Below are 16,747 nucleotides of genomic sequence, written 5' to 3'. Positions count from 1 at the left end.
GACCGGGCGCGGCAGGAGGTTCCAGCGGGGTCGGTCGACGCGGTGCCGTCGGATCAGGCCGTCGGGTCCCAAAGGCCGCCGGCTTCGCCGCGGGCGAGGTGCTCGGCGTAGACGCCGACCTTCCAGGCGATGACCGACCGGCACTCCTCCAGCGCCTGGATCTGTGCGTCGACGCGCTGCCGATGGGCGTCCAGCAGCCGCAGACGTTCCGCCTCGTTGCCCGGCCCCTGGCGTACCAGTTCGGCGAAGTGTTTCAGGTCGGCGAGCGGCATGCCGGACTCGCGGAGCTTGACGCAGATCAGCAGCCAGTCGACGTCGAGGGAGGTATAGCGCCGCCAGCCGCCCGATGTGCGCCGGACCGGCCCGACGAGCAGTCCCTCGCGCTCGTAGAAGCGCAGGGCGTGCACGCTCAATCCGGTCCGTTCGGCCACCTCGCCGATGCTCAGCGGCCCCTCAGCGGCTTCGGTTGTCGTCATGCCGCGCACTCCCCGGGGGTTGATCTAGACCTCGCTCCAGATCGTAGCGTCAGCGCCATGACCATCAGTGATCAGCAGCCGCTCGGCTCGCCCTTCTCCGCCGTCACCACTGCCGAGGACGTCATGGCCGGTCGTGACCTGTCAGGCATGAGCGCTGTGGTGACCGGGGGGTACTCAGGGCTGGGCCTGGAGACGACCCGGGCCCTGACGGCGGCCGGGACCCGGGTCATCGTGCCGGCCCGCCGCCCCGATGTCGCCTGTGCGGCTCTGAAGGAGGTGAGGGGCTGCGAGGTCGTTCCCATGGACCTGACCGATCTCGGCAGCGTCCGCTCAGCCGCCGCGCACATCAGCGCTAGTCTCGACCGGCTCGACCTCCTGATGGCCGTCGCCGGAGTGATGGCCACCCCGGAGCGGTACGTCGGGCCGGGATGGGAAACCCAGCTCACCGCCAACCACTTCGGGCACTTCGCCCTCACCTGCGAGCTCTACCCGCTCCTGGCCGCCGCCGGCGGCGCGCGCGTCGTGGTGAACAGCTCGGCCGGACACACTCTGACGGGCATCCGCTGGCACGATCCGCACTTCCGTACCGGCTACGACAAGTGGCTGGCCTACGGACAGGCCAAGACCGCCAACGCCCTGTTCGCCGTGCACCTCGACGCTCTCGGAAAGGTCGACGGCGTAAGGGCGTTCGCACTTCACCCCGGCAAGATCATCACCGGTCTCCAGCGGGAGATGTCGCTCCAGGCGCAGATCGACCGCGGGTGGGTGGACGAGGACGGCAATGTCATCGGCGCCGACTTCAAGACCCCCTCGCAAGGCGCCGCCACCGGGCTGTGGGCCGCCACGTCTCCGCTCCTGGACGGCCGCGGCGGGCTCTACCTGGAGGACTGCGACGTCGCCCGCGTCTCGGCCCCCGGCACCCCCATGGACGACGGCGGCGTCCGACCGTACGCCATCGCCCCCGACGAGGCCGCCCGACTCTGGGACCTCTCCCTCGCAGCGACGGGCGCCAGGCCGCTCCCGGGCTGACGCCGGCCGCCTCACGCTGTGACGGGTGCGGCACCTGGTGCAGGACGGGACACGGCGTGCGTGGAAGCCTGGCGGCATGGAGCCTGAAGGTCCTCGTCAAGCCCTGACCCAGAACCGCCAGGAGCGGGGGTGCGGCCGGCCCGCCGGGGTGGTACCTGGCCGCCAAGTCTCCCCAGGCCGTGGAGAGCCGCCTTGTCCACGAACGGGCTCGGTCCGGACTCACTCGTACCGCAGGCGCAGTGACTCCCGTTCGGCCTCCTCGATCTGGTTGACCGTCAGGTCCGGCAGGTTCAGCTGGGCCAGCGTCACCTCGGCGCTGGTCGGCTGGGCGTCAGCCGGCACCCACCGCTCCGGTTGCCAGGCGTTGGCGCGCATCAGCGACTTCGGGCAGTGCGGATAGGCCTGCTCGACATGCACCACGATCGCCGTGACCGGCGGCTTGCCGACGGGAGTGAGTTGGGCGAGCAGCTCCGGGCGCGCCGAGACGCAGGCGCGGCCATTGACGCGCAGGGTGGTCGGGCGGCCGGGTATCAGGAAGAGCAGTCCGACGCGTCCGGTCTCCAGCACGTTCTGCAGGGTGTCGAGCCGCTTGTTGCCGGTCGCGTCGGGGATCACCAGGGTCCGCTCGTCCAGCACCGAGACGAACCCGGCCGGGCCTCCCCGCGGCGTCACGTCCGCCCGGCCCTCGGCGTCCGCACTGCCGATGAACACCAGCGAGGAACAGCCGATCAGCGCCCGGGTCTCCTCGGTCAGGTGGTCGATCTCCTTGCGGAGCGCGTGCGGGTTCGGCTGCGGGTACAGCTCACGCAGCTGATCCGGACTGGTGAGGGCGTCCGCCCGTAGGGATTCGAAGAGCAAGCCGGCGGCCCCGGTGTCGATCATCATACGGACGACACTAGAAGAGGACCGAGGCTGTGCGGGGGCCGGCGCGTGAACTCGCCCAGTGGTGAGCCGGCGGGTCTGACCGGCGTCCGGCCCGATCCCGACCTGGTCGGTGGGACTACGGCGGCTGTGACGGATTGACCGCGGACCAGCGAGCGCCGAGAGGTTTTCTCATCTGCTGTCCGAGGTCTCCGAAACGAGGACGGCGAGCTGGTGCAAGCGCTGGTGGTACCGACGGCCGGACGGGTCGCTGATCTGCGGGATCACTCGGTTCAGGTCTTCGATGCACATCCGCAGGGTGCGTCTGCGCTCCGGATCGAGGGAGCCGGCGCTGTCGATCCATGTGCAGGCACAACCCGCGGTATCGGCATCGAGCATCACCATGTCCATGCCTTCGACCTCGGCGCCTCGCAAAGGGGCGGGGAATTCGGCATCGACGTGCTCCCGCCATAGGCGGGTCGCGTGCTGCATCTGCTCGGATCCGATCACCCGGCCATTCTGCGGCCACGGCGCTGTCCGGCGACAGCGTCACCCGTGGCGAAGATCTGTCGTGAACAGCGCTGACGCGGCCGGTGTGCGCTCTCCGTGCCAGTGGGGGTGGAAGAGCACCTCGCCCGACAGATGGATGAGTCGCTGCCGCAGCGCGGTGCGCGGCTGCGCGGCGAGCCGGCGGTAGGTGGCGTGCCACTCCTCAACCGCCCGGGCAAGGTCATCGGGAACCGGTCGCATGGCTGAATTCAATCACGTGTTCGATTTTCTTCGCCACCTCGACACCTGTCACCGGTGTGTCCCCCCGCCCGCCCCCTCGCGATGGATCTCAAGGTCAGGGGCGGCGGAGGGCGGACTCGCCTGTCAGTGGGCGGTGAAGCCGCCATCGACCGGGAGAGCTGTTCCGGTGACGAAGCCGGCACCGGGGCTGCACAGCCACAGGACGGCCGCCGCGACCTCGTCCGCCCTCCCCAGCCGGCCGATGGGCTGCTCCTTGAGGATGCCGGCCATTGCCTCGGCCTGGTTCTGGACCATGTCGGCGACCATCGGGGTGTCGATGACGCCGGGGCATACGGCGTTGACGCGGATACCCCGGGGTGCGTACTCGAGCGCGGCGCTGCGGGTCAGGCCGATGACGCCGTGCTTGGAGGCGTGGTAGGCCGCACGCTCGGGCAGTCCGACGAGCCCGCCCAGGGACGAGCAGTTGACGATGGCGCCGCTGCCCTGCTCTCGCATCTGCCGCAGTTCGTGCTTCATCGCCGCCCAAACGCCGCGCAGATTCACGGCGTTGACCCGGTCGAAGGAATCGGCGGTCTCGTCGGCCGCGTCGGTCGGCGGCACTTGGATGCCGGCGTTGTTGAACGCCATGTCCAGACGGCCGTACTCCGTCACCGCGCGCCGCACAGCCGCTTCCACTTGCTGCTCGTCGGTGACGTCGCAGACGACACCGATCGCCCGCCGGCCACGGCCGGTGATCTCCTTTGCCGCATGGTGGACGGCATCGGGGTCGAGGTCCGCCAGAACCACGGCGGCGCCGGAAGCGGCGAAGGCACGGGCGGCGGCCAGGCCCATACCCGAGGCGGCGCCGGTGACCAGGGCCACCTGGCCGGAGAAGTCGTAGGTGGGACTCACTTCTGGGTGCTCCTTCGTCATGACGGATGACATGGGTGGGTGGTGGTATCGGTGGGTGGGTGGTCGGAGGCGAGGAGTGAGACGCCACCTAGTCGCCCTGGCGCGACACCCCCTGGGGTGGCTGTCCATGTGCCGCCATCTACGAGGAAACACCAGCTCATCCGCGGGTGCCAGGCACCGCCGTGACAGGTACTGGCAGTACACCTCAGGCGCTTCGACATGAGCTGAGCGTGGATGTGCCCGGCTGATACCACGGCTCGCTGTCGCGGTCGCGCTGGGGCAGGAAGTGTGCAGGTCGATAAGGTGGGAAGGCGAGGCGGCGAGGGGAGGAAACGGTGAGAGCTCCACGCATGGTGGCGACACTCGACGAGGTCGGCGTCGGTGACCATGTCTGTCAGCTGCTGGATCCAGCGGACGACGTCATGGACCGCAGCCGGGCCTTCGTCGCGGACGGGGCGCTCTTCGGCGACAAGGTCGTCATCGTCTCGCCGTCCCCGCAGCCCGCGAGCGACTTCGCCGCCATGGTGCTCGACCCCGTCCGGCTGCAGGGCTCCCTGCTGGCCACGGTGCGACGGGAGGCTGCCAGCGCCGAGCGTGAGGGCTACCGCTCCCTGCGGGTCCTTCACCATGTGCTGTGCGAGCGCTCCGCCGGCGGGCAGGAGCAGTTGCTGCGCAGCGAGCTCGAGCTGGAGGAGTTCGCGGCCGACAGCGGCGCTCTGGTGCTCTGCGCCTACCAGTGCGGGGACGTCGACGCTTCCATGCTGGAGCAGGTCCGCTGCGTACATCCCCACTACCTGGGCAGCCGTCCCGCGTCCCCCTCTTTCCACGTGTACCGGACAGGAAAGGACGGCTGGACCGTGGACGGGGTCATCGATGCCGAAGGTGCCCCGGCCTTCGGCGCGATCCTGCGCACGCTGCTGCGGCACACGGCAAAGGTGCGGCTGCTGTGCCACGCACTGGACTTTTTCGACGCCGCCGGAATGAACGCGCTGGCCGACGCGGCCGGACACCTGCCGGACCGCAAGGTCGTGCTGGAGGGGACCAATGAGACTGTACGCCTGGCCTGGGAGCTGTCCGGCTTCGCAGGCCCTTCCGTCCCGGTGGTGATGGCGCCATGACTTCCTCCGACCCGCGCATCGCGCGGACACCGCCCGGAGACGGATACCGGCACGAGCTGTATCCCTACCGCGGCAGCAAGGAGTTCGTCGAGGGCACAGCGGACTTCATCCGCGAGGCCCTGGAGGGCGGTGAAGCCGTCGTGGTGGCCGTCCCCGAGGACAAGGCCGCCCTGCTGCGCGCCGAGATCCCCGACGACACGGCGGTGCGCTACGTCGACACGACCGTGGTGGCGCGCCACCCGGGCCGGCTCATCGGAGCCTGGCAGGAGTGGATCAACGAGCATGCGGCCCAGGGGCGTCCCGTGCGCGGGATCGGTGAGTCGCCGTGGGAGGAGGCCCGCTGCCGGGCGGAGCTGGAGGAGCTGCGCTATCACGAGTGGCTGCTCAACAAGGCCTTTGCCGCCGGTCCGGCCTGGTGGCTGCTGTGCCCGTACGACACCGGCAGCGAAGGGGCCGAACTGGAGCGGATGTCCAGCTGCCATCCCGCGATCCGCTCCCTCGGCCGCAGCGAGACGAACAAGGCCTACGACCCGCAGGCCCCGTTCGACTTCAGCCCGCTGAGCCAACCCTGCGACCCCTACGAGGAGTTCACCTACAGCAGCGGTGACCTGCCCGCGCTGCGGGAGAAGATCGCCACCTGCGCGGAACAGCTCGGCCTGGCCGACCGGCGACTGCGCGAGCTGCATCTGGCCGCCACCGAGGTGGCCGCCAACAGCATCCGGCACGGGGGAGGACAGGGCGTACTGCGCACCTGGAGCGAGGATCATCGCCTCGTGTGCGAGTTCCGCGATGCCGGCTATATCGCGGATCCTCTCGTCGGCCGCTCCCGGCCCACCCGTACGCAGGTCGGCGGGCGCGGCCTGTGGCTCGTGCACCAGCTGTGCGACCTCGTCGAGATCCGCTCCACCCCGGACGAGGGAACCATGATCCGCCTGCACACCGAACTGACCGGCTGAGGCACGCGGCGGGACCACGGCGCCATCGAGCAGGCGTTGCGCGACCGTAGAAGGCCGTAAACGGCCGTAGACGGCGGTATGGCGGTACTCGTCGCCTGAGGGCCCGCCCAGCTTGCTCGCGGCGCAGCTACTTCTCGGTCCCGGCGGCTACTTCTCGGCCCCGGGCGTGCCCTCGGTCTCCCGCAGCGGCGGTGCCGTGCTGTCGCGCACCACCAGCCGGGTCGGCACCAGCGTGGTGCCGCGGTCCGTGCCCTCGCCGCGCACCTTGCGCAGAGCGGCCTCGACGCAGAGCCGTCCGACCTCCGCGAAGTCCTGATGGACGGTGGTCAGCGGGGGCAGGAAGTGCGCGGCCTCGGGGATGTCGTCGAAGCCGACGACGCTGACGTCCTCCGGGACGCGCCGGCCGTGCTCGTGCAGCGCGCGCTGCAGGCCGAGGGCCATCTGGTCGTTGGCCACGAAGACCGCCGTACAGTCCTCCCGCCGGGCGAGTTCGCGCCCCGCACGGTAGCCGGACTCCGTGGACCAGTCGCCCTGGATCAGCGGCGGCGGGATGCGTCCGGCCTCGGTGAGGACCGCGCGCCAGGCGTCGGTGCGGCGCTGGGCGGCGAAGGAGCCCTCGGGGCCCGCGAGGTGCCAGACGGTCTCGTGCCCGAGGCCGAGGAGGTGCTGCACCGCCGCGCGGGTGCCGCCGGCCTGGTCGGTGTCGACCACGGTGTAACGGTCACCGGCGTCGGAGTCGACGACCACCACCTGCACATGCGGGGGCAGGGTGATCGTCGCCGCGTCCAGGAGGTGGACCTCCATGATGACGATCACTGCGTCGACGGCGAGCTCCTCCAGCCGGGAGAACGCCCCGCGCACCTCGTCCTGGGTGGGCACGGCGACCGGCAGCAGCGTGACCGCGTACCCTTCCTGCGCCGCGGAGGTGGCGATCGCCTCGAGGGTGCGCACATTGCCGGTGGTGGAGAGCGTGAACGTGATGACGCCGATGGTGCGGAACTCGCCCCGCTTGAGCGCGCGGGCCGCACTGTTGGGGCGATACCCGAGTTCCTTCATCGCGGCGAGCACCGCGCGGCGGGTCTCCTCGTTGACACCGGCGAAGCCGTTGGACACCCGGGAGACCGTCTGGGAAGAAACGCCGGCGACACGGGCGACATCCGCCATGGACGCGGTGCGAGGACCGCGTCGCGCGCGCCTGCGACCGCCAGAGGCGGCCGCCCCCGTGCCCTCCCCGCCGCCGAAGGCCGCCGCGCCCTCGCGCCCGGAGCCAGCCGCGCCCCCGCTGCCGGGGCCCGCGGCCCCCTCGGAGCCGTCCCCGTTCGCCGAACGTGTCGTAGCCATGTCCACTGGCCGTCAGCCGCCTTCCCGTCGTGGTTCGAGTGACGGTTCACCGTGGCAGACCACTCGACCGCCACTGACGCCGCAGTCTCGCAGGCATCAGGGGATGTTTACGTAAACATAACATTCGAGCCGCCTCCCGGGGCAAGCCCGGCGCGCGGCTCCCCATTCCTACGACCTTGTGCGGCCTGCGAGTTGGCGGCGGCGGTCGCCGGGTTCCGCGACGGGGGAGTGGAATCCCGGCCTGCCGCTCGCGACCGGACTATTGACCGGCCTCACCCGGCACGGTAGACATGCCGCCATCGGATGTTTACGTAAACATAACAGCGCGGAGTCAGGCCGCGACGTGATGTTCGCGTACGCCACGCAGGGTTCCGCTGCCCCGGACCCTCGCCGCTTCACCGCCGTTTGTTCCACATTCCGAAAGCGCGAGGAACGACATGACAACGCTGCAACCGCCGGCCGCTGCCGCGCCGCAGCCGGCACCACCGCCGACCGGACGGGACCGTCGCTCCTGGGCGGGCTGGGGCTTCATCGCCCCGTTCGTGGTCGTCTTCGCCCTCGTGTTCCTCGCGCCGATCGCCTACTCGCTCTACCTCAGCCTCTTCCGTGACCAGCTCATCGGCGGTACGACGTTCGTCGGCCTCGACAACTACACCGCGGCGCTGCGGGACGAGAACTTCTGGGCCGCGCTCGGCCGGGTCTCCCTCTTCCTGTGCGTCCAGGTGCCGGTGATGCTCGGCATCGCCCTGCTCGTGGCACTCGCCCTCGACAGCGGACGTCTCTACGGCAAGAACTTCTTCCGTGTCTCGATCTTCCTGCCCTACGCGGTGCCGGCCGTGGTCGCCACGCTCATGTGGGGCTTCATGTACGGCACCCGCTTCGGCCTCGTCGGCGACATCAATGACGCCTTCGGCGTGACGCTGCCCGATCCGCTCTCCCCGGACCTGGTCCTCGCCTCCATCGGCAACATCGTGACCTGGGAGTTCGTCGGCTACAACATGCTGATCTTCTACTCGGCACTGCGCGTCGTCCCGCACTCCCTGTACGAGGCGGCCGAGATCGACGGAGCCGGGCAGATCCGTGTCATCACGGCCATCAAACTGCCCGCGATCCGCGGAGCCCTCGTCATCGCGACGATCTTCTCCATCATCGGCAGCTTCCAGCTCTTCAACGAGCCGAGTGTGCTGCAGAAGCTCGCCCCCAACGCGATCACCACCGACTACACCCCCAACTTCTACACGTACTCGCTGTCGTTCTCGGGCCAGCAGCAGAACTACTCCGCGACGGTCGCCATCGTCATGGGCCTGATCACCATGGTCATCGCCTACGTCGTCCAGCTGCGCGGCATGCGCAAGGGAGCGTGAGGCAGCGATGACTGTCACCACCACCGCCGCCTCGTCCCGCTCCACGACCGACCGGCCGCACCCGGCCGCAGCCGTGCCCCGCCTTCGCGCGGCCCGGCGCCGCCCCGCGGCCGGCCGGCCCCGGCGCAGCGTCCTGCTGACCGTGCTCACCGCGCTCGTGCTGCTGTACACCCTGGTCCCGCTGCTCTGGCTGGTCATCAGTGCGACCAAGACCCAGGAGGGGCTGTCCCGTTCGTCCGGCCTGTGGTTCGACGGCGACTTCGCCCTGTGGGACAACATCACGCAGACGTTCACGTACCACGACGGTGTCTTCACCCGCTGGCTGCTCAACACCGTGCTCTACGTCGTGGTGGGCGCGGGCGGCGCCACCTTCCTCGCGGTGCTCGGCGGGTACGCGCTGGCCAAGTTCGCCTTCCCCGGGCGCCGCGCCGTCTTCGCCGTCGTCATCGGCGCCGTGGCCGTGCCGGGGACCGCGCTCGCGGTACCGACCTTCCTGATGTTCAGCAACATGGGACTCACCAACACCCCGTGGGCGGTGATCATCCCCTCGCTGATCTCTCCGTTCGGCCTGTATCTGATGTGGGTGTTCGCCGGTGAGGCCATCCCGACGGAGCTGCTTGAGGCGGCCCGCATGGACGGCGCGAGCGAGCTGCGCATCTTCTTCCAGGTGGCCCTGCCGCTGCTGGCGCCGGGCATCGTCACCGTCTCGCTGTTCACCATGGTCGCCACCTGGAACAACTACTTCCTGCCCCTGATCATGATCAAGGATCCGGACTGGTACCCGCTGACCCTCGGCCTCAACAGCTGGAACGCGCAGGCCGCGACAGCCGGCGGCCAGCCCGTGTTCAACCTGGTCATCACCGGCTCGCTCATCACCATCGTCCCGCTGATCGCCGCCTTCCTGATGCTGCAGAAGTACTGGCAGTCGGGACTCGCCGCGGGCAGCGTCAAGGAATGAGCCGCGCCCGCCCCCTGCGCTCGTCGTCCCACCTCCCCGTCTTTCGACCCTCACCCGCCGGTGTTCCGGCAAGAAGTGGAAGTACGTCCATGCACAAGCACTCCCGCCGCCTCCTGCGCGGCATCGGCCTCCTCTGCGCCCTCGCTCTCGGCGCCACCGCCTGCGGCGGCTCCGGTGACGGCGGTTCGGACGCGAAGAAGTCCCTCTCGGAGGCCGACGTCCAGGCCGCCCTGAGGAAGGGCGGCACCCTCACCGTCTGGGCGTGGGAGCCCACCCTCAAGCAGGTGGCCGCCGACTTCGAGAAGGAGCACCCCGGGGTCAAGGTGAACCTGGTCAACGCGGGTACCGGCAACGACCAGTACAAAGCCTTGCAGAACGCCATGTCCGCGAAGAAGGGCGTCCCCGACGTCGCCCAGGTCGAGTACTACGCCATGGGCCAGTACGCGCTCACCAAGCAGCTGACCGACCTCAAGGGATTCGGCGCCGACAAGCTCGCCGCCTCCTTCTCCCCGGGCCCCTGGAACGGGGTGAAGGCCGGTGGCGAGGGCATCTACGGCCTGCCGATGGACTCCGGTCCGATGGCGCTGTTCTACAACAAGAAGGTCTTCGACAAGTACCGGATCAAGGTGCCCACGACCTGGGACGAGTACGTGGCGGCGGCGCGCGCCCTGCACAAGGCGGACCCGAAGGCGTACATCACGAACGACACCGGGGACGCGGGCTTCACCACCAGCATGCTGTGGCAGGCCGGTTCGCGTCCCTACCGGGTCGACGGCACAAAGGTGAAGATCGACTTCGCGGACGCGGGTGCCCGGATGTACACCGGCACCTGGCAGAAGCTCCTCGACGACAAGCTCCTCGCGCCCGTCACCAGCTGGTCCGACGAGTGGTACAAGGGCCTCGGCGACGGCACCATAGCGACCCTGGCCATCGGCGCCTGGATGCCCGCCAACCTCGCCTCCGGCGTCAAGAACGCCGCCGGTGACTGGCGCGTCGCCCCGCTGCCGCAGTGGACGGCCGGCGCCCACACCAGTGCCGAGAACGGCGGCAGCGCCCTCACCCTGCCCGAGCTCGGCAAGAACGAGGCGCTGGCCTACGCGTTCGTGAAGTACGCCAACGCCGGAAACGGCGTCGACGCCCGGGTCAAGGGCGGAGCCTTCCCGGCGACCGTCAAGCAGCTCAACTCCCCGGCCTTCCAGAACACCGCCTTCCCGTACTTCGGCGGACAGCAGGCCAACAAGATCTTCGCCGAGTCCGCCGCGAACGTCGCCGACGACTGGTCGTACCTGCCGTACCAGGTGTACGCCAACTCGATTTTCAACGACACCGTCGGCAAGGCCTATGTGTCGCACACCAAGCTGGCCGACGGTCTGAAGGCCTGGCAGGACGCCTCCGTCAAGTACGGCAGCGAGCAGGGTTTCACCGTCGAGAAGTGACAACCGGCGAAGCAGGGCTTCACCGCGAGAAGTGACCGCCGGCGCGGCGCGCCCGGTCTCCCGGGCCGCCCACGGCCCCCTCCCGGAAGGACCGCCATGATCTCCACCCTCCTGTCCCGGACGCGCGGGACGGACGGTGACCGCACCCCACGCCTCCTCTACGGCGCCGACTACAACCCCGAGCAGTGGCCCCGCTCCGTCTGGCGGGACGACGTACGCCTCATGCGCGAGGCCGGCGTCAACCTCGTCTCCGTCGGGATCTTCTCCTGGGCCCGTCTCCAACCCGCCGCCGACAGCTGGGACTTCGCCTGGCTCGACGAGGTCATGGACCTCCTGCACGAGGGCGGCGTCGGGGTCGACCTGGCCACGGCCACCGCCTCCCCGCCGCCCTGGCTCACCACCGCACACCCCGAAGTCCTTCCGGTGACGGCCACCGGCGAGACCCTGTGGCCGGGAGCACGCCAGCACTGGCGCCCCACCTCACCCGTCTTCCGCCGGCACGCCCTGCACCTGGTGCGCCGGCTGGCGACCCGGTACGCCGGCCATCCCGCGCTGGCCGCCTGGCACGTCAGCAACGAGCTGGGCTGCCACAACGTCTACGACTACTCCGACGACGCCGCCCGGGCCTTCCGGGAGTGGCTGCGTGCCCGCTACGGCACCCTGGACGCGCTCAACCACGCCTGGGGCACCGCGTTCTGGTCGCAGCGCTACACCGACTGGGAGCAGATCCTCCCGCCGCGCCTGGCCGCCTCCCACCCCAACCCCACCCAGCAGCTGGACTTCAAGCGCTTCTCCTCCGACGCGCTCAAGGACCATCTGCGCGCCGAGCGGGAGATCCTCCGGGAGATCACCCCCGACATCCCTGTCACCACCAACTTCATGGTGATGGGCGGCACGAAGGGCATGAACTACCCGGACTGGGCCGCGGAGATCGACTTCGTCTCCAACGACCACTACGTCCACCCAGGGCCCCAGGACCGCGACGAGCTGTCCTTCTCCGCCAACCTCACCAGCGGCATCAGCGGCGGCCGGCCCTGGTTCCTGATGGAGCACTCCACCAGCGCCGTCAACTGGCAGCCCGTCAACCTGGCCAAGCGGCCCGGGGACCTGGCCCGCGACTCGCTGCTGCACGTCGCGCACGGGGCCGACGCGGTGTGCTTCTTCCAGTGGCGCCAGTCAGCGGCCGGCGCGGAGAAGTACCACTCCGCGATGGTGCCGCACGCCGGCGAGGACAGCGAGCTGTTCCGTGCGGTCCGCGAACTCGGCGCCACCCTGGAGGCGCTCGCGCCGATCGCCGGCAGCGAGCGTGAGCCCGCCCCCGTCGGCATCCTCTACGACTGGGAGTCGTGGTGGGCGAGCGAGCAGGACTCCCACCCCACCTCCCTGCTCGACTACCGGCAGGAGGCACTCGACTGGTACTCCGCCCTGCTCGCCCTCGGCATCCGCGCCGACCTCGTCACCCCGCGCGGCGACCTGCACCGGCACCAGGTGCTGATCGCCCCGGTGCTGCACGTGGTCCCGGCCGATCTCGCCAAGGCCCTCACCCGCTACGCCGAACAGGGCGGCCACCTCGTCACCACCTACTTCTCGGGCATCGTCGACGAGAACGACCACGTCTGGCTCGGCGGCTACCCAGGCGCGCTGCGCGACCTGCTCGGCATCCGCATCGAGGAGTTCGGCCCCCTCCTCGCCGGGGACGACGTCGCCCTCGACGGTCCGGCGACCGGCACGCTGTGGACCGACAAGATCACCGTCACCGCCCCCGACACCGAGGTCCTGGCCCACTACCGCTCCGGCGCGTACGAGGGACGCCCCGCCGTCACACGGCGCCCGGCGGGCAGTGGCTCGGCCGCCTATGTCTCCACCCGGCTCGGTACCGACGGGCTCACCTCGCTCCTTCCGCGCCTGCTGGACCCGGCGGGCGTGCACAGCGACCTGCCTCCCGCGGCCCGCGGACGTGTCGAGACGACCGTGCGCCGCGGCACCGACGCCCGCTTCCGTTTCCTCGTCAACCGCACCGACGACTCGGTCACCGTGCCCGGTCTCGACGGTGACGCCCTGCTCGGCACCCTGGCCGCCGACGGCACCCTCACGCTCGCGCCGCGGGCCGTCGCCGTACTGCGTCAGCCGCTCGGCTGAACCCCGCCCCGCTCAGCCCCTCGAGGCCGGCGGCACACGCCGTCCTCCAGGGCCGTTCTCTCCTGCCCGGATACGGGCGGGAGGGGCCATGTCAGCGCGACCCTCCTTCCGTTGGGAGCACACCGATGGCACGCCGCACCCGCAGCAGACGGCTGCTCACCGCCGCCGGCCTCACCGCCCTGGCCACCGGGGCCGCCCTGGTCCCGGGCCCCGCACAGGCCGCGGACATCCCCTCCGTCACCGTCCGGCTCGACCCCTCCTACCAGCAGCAGCCCTTCGAAGGCTGGGGCACCAGCCTCGCCTGGTTCGCCAACGTCACCGGCGGCTACCCGCCGGAGATACGGAACAAGCTCGCCGCCCTCCTCTTCGACGACGACGGCCTCGGCCTGAACATCGCCCGCTACAACATCGGCGGCGGCAACGCCCCCGACGTCAAGGACTACCTGCGGGCCGGAGGCGCCGTCCAGGGCTGGTGGAAGGCCCCCGACGGCACCACCCGCGCGGACACCGACTGGTGGAGCGCCGACGACCCGGCCGACTGGAACGAGGACGCCGACGCCACGCAGCGCTGGTGGGTCGACCGCATCAAGAACGACATCACCCACTGGGAGACGTTCAGCAACTCCCCGCCCTGGTTCATGACGGTCTCCGGCTACGTCTCCGGCGGCTTCGACGCCACCACCGACCAGCTCAAGGCCGACTCGGTCGACGACTACGCCGCCTACCTGGCCGGCGCCACCGAGCGGCTGGAGAAGGCCCACGGCATCAAGGTCAAGACCGTCGACCCGTTCAACGAACCCAACACGCCCTACTGGAGCACCCGCCTGGGCACCGATGGCCGACCGGCCGGCGGCCGCCAGGAGGGCGCGCACATGAGCCCCGAGATGCAGCGCAAGGTGCTGCAGGCGCTCGCACCGGCCCTGCGCACGGCGAAGACCAAAGCGCGGATCTCCGCGATGGACGAGACCAACCCCTCCACCTTCGCGCAGAACTGGAGCGCCTACTCCGCCCAGGACCGCGCCCTCGTCGGCCAGATGAACGTCCACACCTACGGCACCGGCCGGCGCACCACCGTCCGCGACCTCGCCAAGGCGGCGGACAAGAAGCTCTGGATGAGCGAGGTCGAGGGCGACTGGGGCGACGGGCAGAGCTTCACGGACATGCGACCCGGACTCGGCCTCGCCCAGCACATCGTCGACGATCTGCGCGAACTGGAGCCGAGCGCCTGGGTGTTCTGGCAGCCCGTCGAGGACTACGACAACATGAAGCCGGGCGGCGAGTCCGCGAAGGGCGGCAACTGGGGCGAGATCCAGATCCCGTTCAGCTGCACCTCCGCGGACACCCTCACCACCTGTCCGATCCGCACCAACACCAAGTTCGACACGGCACGCAACTTCACCCACTTCATCAAGCCCGGTGACCGGCTGATCAAGGTCGACGACACCTCCAGCGCGGCCGCCGTGACCAAGGACGGCAGGGGCGCCTCGCTGGTGCACGTCAACACCACCACCAGCGCGCGCAGCGTCACCCTCGACCTGACGAAGTTCCGCAGCATCAGCCGCGGTGCCACCGTCACACCGGTCGTCACCAGCGCCGACGGCAAGCTCGCCGTACGGGACGCGGTCAGGGTCGAGCACGGCCGGGCCACCGTCACCGTGCCCGCCCAGTCCGTGACCTCCTTCGTCGTCAAGGGTGTCTCCGGTGTCGCGCAGGACGCGCCGCTGCTGCGCACGGGCCACACCTACACCCTCACCGGCGTGCAGAGCGGCAAGGCGGTCACCGTGGCGGGCAACGGCACCAGCCTCGTCATCGGCACGCCCGGCGGCTCCGCCGGCCAGCAGTGGCGGCTGAGCCGGGTACGGCCCGGCAGCGCGAGCGATGCGCGGTACGTCCTCACCAGCGCCGTGGACGGCAAGCGGCTCGCGGTCCGCGACGACGTCCCGGTCGCCGAACCGGACACCGGCCGCCGTGACGCGGCGACCGAATGGATCGCCTCGACCACCGGCGACGGCTCCTGGACGCTGGTCAACGCCGCCGGCGGACGGCTGCTGGAAGTCGGGGGACAGGCGACCGGCGAGGGCGCCGCGGTCACCACCTGGCCGCCCAACTCCGGCTCCAACCAGCGGTGGAGCCTCACGGACGTGACCGCCTCCGCCAGCTAAGCCTGTCGTCTGGAACGGCCCGGCCTGGCGGCGGCCCTGGCCCGCTGCCACGACAGGCCCGGCCGCCGTGCCATCGCACGGCGGCCGGGCCACCCCCTCCCGGCGACAGGCGGGGAGGGGCGCCTCGACACCGACCGAAGGGAACTGACATGCGCCTGCCCGCGATCCGTGGCCGTGCCGCCGGCCGATGGGTGCCCCTGGTGACGGCCGCCGCCCTGGCCGCCACCGCCGGAGCCACCGCGACCGGCACCCCGGCCGCCGCGGCCCCGCAGCAGAACACCGCCGAGTTCCGCGGTGTCAACTGGGCCGATCCCCGTGACAACTTCGCCGACGACCCCGTCGTCCTCTCCGGCCTGTCGACCTCGGACGACTACGCCCGCACCTACGCCAAGGCCACCCGCGTGATCACGGCGTTCCGCGCCAACCTGGGCGCCAACACGGTACGGCTGCCGATCAACCCCTACACCGTCAACGGCCCCTACTGGAAGGCGTACCGAGGCGTCATCGACGCCGCGACCCGGCAGGGCTTCAAGGTCATCGTCTCCTACTGGGAGGGAACCGGCCCGCGCAAGGACGGGCTGATCGACGACACCCGGGCCTACCGGACCATGTGGGACACCGTCGTCCACGATTACGGCGGCGACGCGCGGGTCTACTTCGAGCCGATGAACGAGCCGCACGGCTACACCGACACGGAGTGGGCCGACATCGCCGCGAACTGGCTGGCGACCTACCCCGCGGTCCCCCGCGGGCGGGTCTTCGTCAGCGGAGCGGGCTACAACGACCACGTCACCACCGTGTGCGCCGACCCGCGTCTGCGCGGAACCCACCTGTCACTGCACCACTACGGGTTCTGGAAGAGTTACGCCACCTACGACCAGTGGGTCGCCGACCTCAAGGAACGCATCGGGGACTGTGCCGGCCGGACCGTCGCCGACGAGTTCGGCGCCCCCATGACGACCGGCCTGGACTACGACAAGGCCGCCCCTTCGGACAACTTCGTCAACTACGTGCAGGCCGTCACCGACACCTTCCGCGAGCTCGGCATGGGCGCCGTCTACTGGCCCGGCCTGCGCACCGACGACACCTACACGCTGCAAAAGCTCGTCGGGGACCCCGAGCGGCCCTGGCTCGCCACGACCAACCGGTCCGGAGCCGACCGGCTCGCCTGGGCCTGGGGCCGCGGCAATCCCGTCACGCGCTGAGCCGGCGGCGCCACCGACGCGGGCCGGTAGGCCGCTGCGGCGACGGGCGGGCCGGCTTCCG

The 16,747-nt window shown here is 70.5% G+C and carries 15 protein-coding genes; 9 read left to right on the top strand and 6 right to left on the bottom strand.

The window, feature by feature from the left end:
• Positions 1 to 53: 53 nt before the first annotated feature.
• The gene (locus tag ACZ64A_RS23390) at positions 54 to 476 is read right to left on the bottom strand and encodes a MerR family transcriptional regulator (protein WP_469812772.1); all 423 of its coding nucleotides are present in this window, start codon (positions 474 to 476) and stop codon (positions 54 to 56) included.
• Positions 477 to 533: 57 nt separating this feature from the next.
• Between ACZ64A_RS23390 and ACZ64A_RS23385 the strand changes: the two genes are divergently transcribed.
• Positions 534 to 1,505, top strand: coding sequence for an SDR family NAD(P)-dependent oxidoreductase (locus tag ACZ64A_RS23385; protein WP_469812770.1), 972 nt, complete (start codon positions 534 to 536; stop codon positions 1,503 to 1,505).
• A gap of 219 nt (positions 1,506 to 1,724) precedes the next feature.
• Here ACZ64A_RS23385 and ACZ64A_RS23380 read toward each other — a convergent pair whose 3' ends face one another.
• The 4 genes from ACZ64A_RS23380 to ACZ64A_RS23365 form a co-directional block, all read right to left on the bottom strand.
• Positions 1,725 to 2,390: a pyridoxamine 5'-phosphate oxidase family protein gene (locus ACZ64A_RS23380; protein WP_469812769.1), complete on the bottom strand. Its 666-nt coding sequence runs from the start codon at positions 2,388 to 2,390 to the stop codon at positions 1,725 to 1,727.
• A 168-nt stretch (positions 2,391 to 2,558) separates the two neighbouring features.
• Complete coding sequence (locus ACZ64A_RS23375) at positions 2,559 to 2,876, bottom strand: hypothetical protein (RefSeq protein ID WP_469812768.1); 318 nt, start codon at positions 2,874 to 2,876, stop codon at positions 2,559 to 2,561.
• Positions 2,877 to 2,915: 39 nt separating this feature from the next.
• Positions 2,916 to 3,116, bottom strand: a complete 201-nt coding sequence (locus ACZ64A_RS23370) for a hypothetical protein (protein ID WP_469812766.1) — start codon at positions 3,114 to 3,116, stop codon at positions 2,916 to 2,918.
• Positions 3,117 to 3,239: 123 nt separating this feature from the next.
• Positions 3,240 to 4,007, bottom strand: a complete 768-nt coding sequence (locus ACZ64A_RS23365) for a glucose 1-dehydrogenase (protein ID WP_469812764.1) — start codon at positions 4,005 to 4,007, stop codon at positions 3,240 to 3,242.
• Between the two features lie 335 nt (positions 4,008 to 4,342).
• Between ACZ64A_RS23365 and ACZ64A_RS23360 the strand changes: the two genes are divergently transcribed.
• Together ACZ64A_RS23360 and ACZ64A_RS23355 are read left to right on the top strand one after the other, a co-directional pair.
• Positions 4,343 to 5,125: an MEDS domain-containing protein gene (locus tag ACZ64A_RS23360; RefSeq protein WP_469812762.1), complete on the top strand. Its 783-nt coding sequence runs from the start codon at positions 4,343 to 4,345 to the stop codon at positions 5,123 to 5,125.
• Positions 5,122 to 6,081 carry an anti-sigma factor RsbA family regulatory protein gene (locus tag ACZ64A_RS23355; protein ID WP_469812760.1) on the top strand — a complete coding sequence of 320 codons (960 nt, stop codon included), beginning with the start codon at positions 5,122 to 5,124 and terminating at the stop codon, positions 6,079 to 6,081. Before ACZ64A_RS23360 ends, ACZ64A_RS23355 begins: the two co-directional genes overlap by 4 nt.
• 147 nt (positions 6,082 to 6,228) lie before the next feature.
• Here ACZ64A_RS23355 and ACZ64A_RS23350 read toward each other — a convergent pair whose 3' ends face one another.
• A complete protein-coding gene (locus ACZ64A_RS23350) occupies positions 6,229 to 7,245 on the bottom strand; it encodes a LacI family DNA-binding transcriptional regulator (protein WP_469812758.1) in 1,017 nt (338 codons plus the stop codon).
• Positions 7,246 to 7,859: 614 nt separating this feature from the next.
• Here ACZ64A_RS23350 and ACZ64A_RS23345 point away from each other — a divergent pair.
• The 6 genes from ACZ64A_RS23345 (at position 7,860) to ACZ64A_RS23320 (ending at position 16,686) form a co-directional block, all read left to right on the top strand.
• A complete protein-coding gene (locus ACZ64A_RS23345; RefSeq protein ID WP_469812757.1) occupies positions 7,860 to 8,786 on the top strand; it encodes a carbohydrate ABC transporter permease in 927 nt (308 codons plus the stop codon).
• A 7-nt stretch (positions 8,787 to 8,793) separates the two neighbouring features.
• Entirely contained in the window at positions 8,794 to 9,744 is a 951-nt protein-coding gene (locus ACZ64A_RS23340; RefSeq protein ID WP_469812756.1) for a carbohydrate ABC transporter permease, read from the top strand.
• Between the two features lie 89 nt (positions 9,745 to 9,833).
• Complete coding sequence (locus ACZ64A_RS23335; RefSeq protein WP_469812754.1) at positions 9,834 to 11,180, top strand: ABC transporter substrate-binding protein; 1,347 nt, start codon at positions 9,834 to 9,836, stop codon at positions 11,178 to 11,180.
• Positions 11,181 to 11,276: 96 nt separating this feature from the next.
• Positions 11,277 to 13,319 (top strand): beta-galactosidase, encoded by a 2,043-nt coding sequence (locus ACZ64A_RS23330; RefSeq protein WP_469812753.1) that lies wholly within the window; start codon positions 11,277 to 11,279, stop codon positions 13,317 to 13,319.
• A gap of 125 nt (positions 13,320 to 13,444) precedes the next feature.
• Positions 13,445 to 15,481: a glycoside hydrolase gene (locus ACZ64A_RS23325; protein ID WP_469812752.1), complete on the top strand. Its 2,037-nt coding sequence runs from the start codon at positions 13,445 to 13,447 to the stop codon at positions 15,479 to 15,481.
• 149 nt (positions 15,482 to 15,630) lie between these two features.
• Positions 15,631 to 16,686, top strand: coding sequence for a cellulase family glycosylhydrolase (locus ACZ64A_RS23320; protein ID WP_469812750.1), 1,056 nt, complete (start codon positions 15,631 to 15,633; stop codon positions 16,684 to 16,686).
• Positions 16,687 to 16,747 lie beyond the last annotated feature (61 nt).

The organism is Streptomyces sp. NPDC104814 (assembly GCF_055583185.1).
The sequence above is the reverse complement of the archived record's forward strand: the minus strand, read 5'-3'. Positions and strand labels throughout refer to the sequence as shown.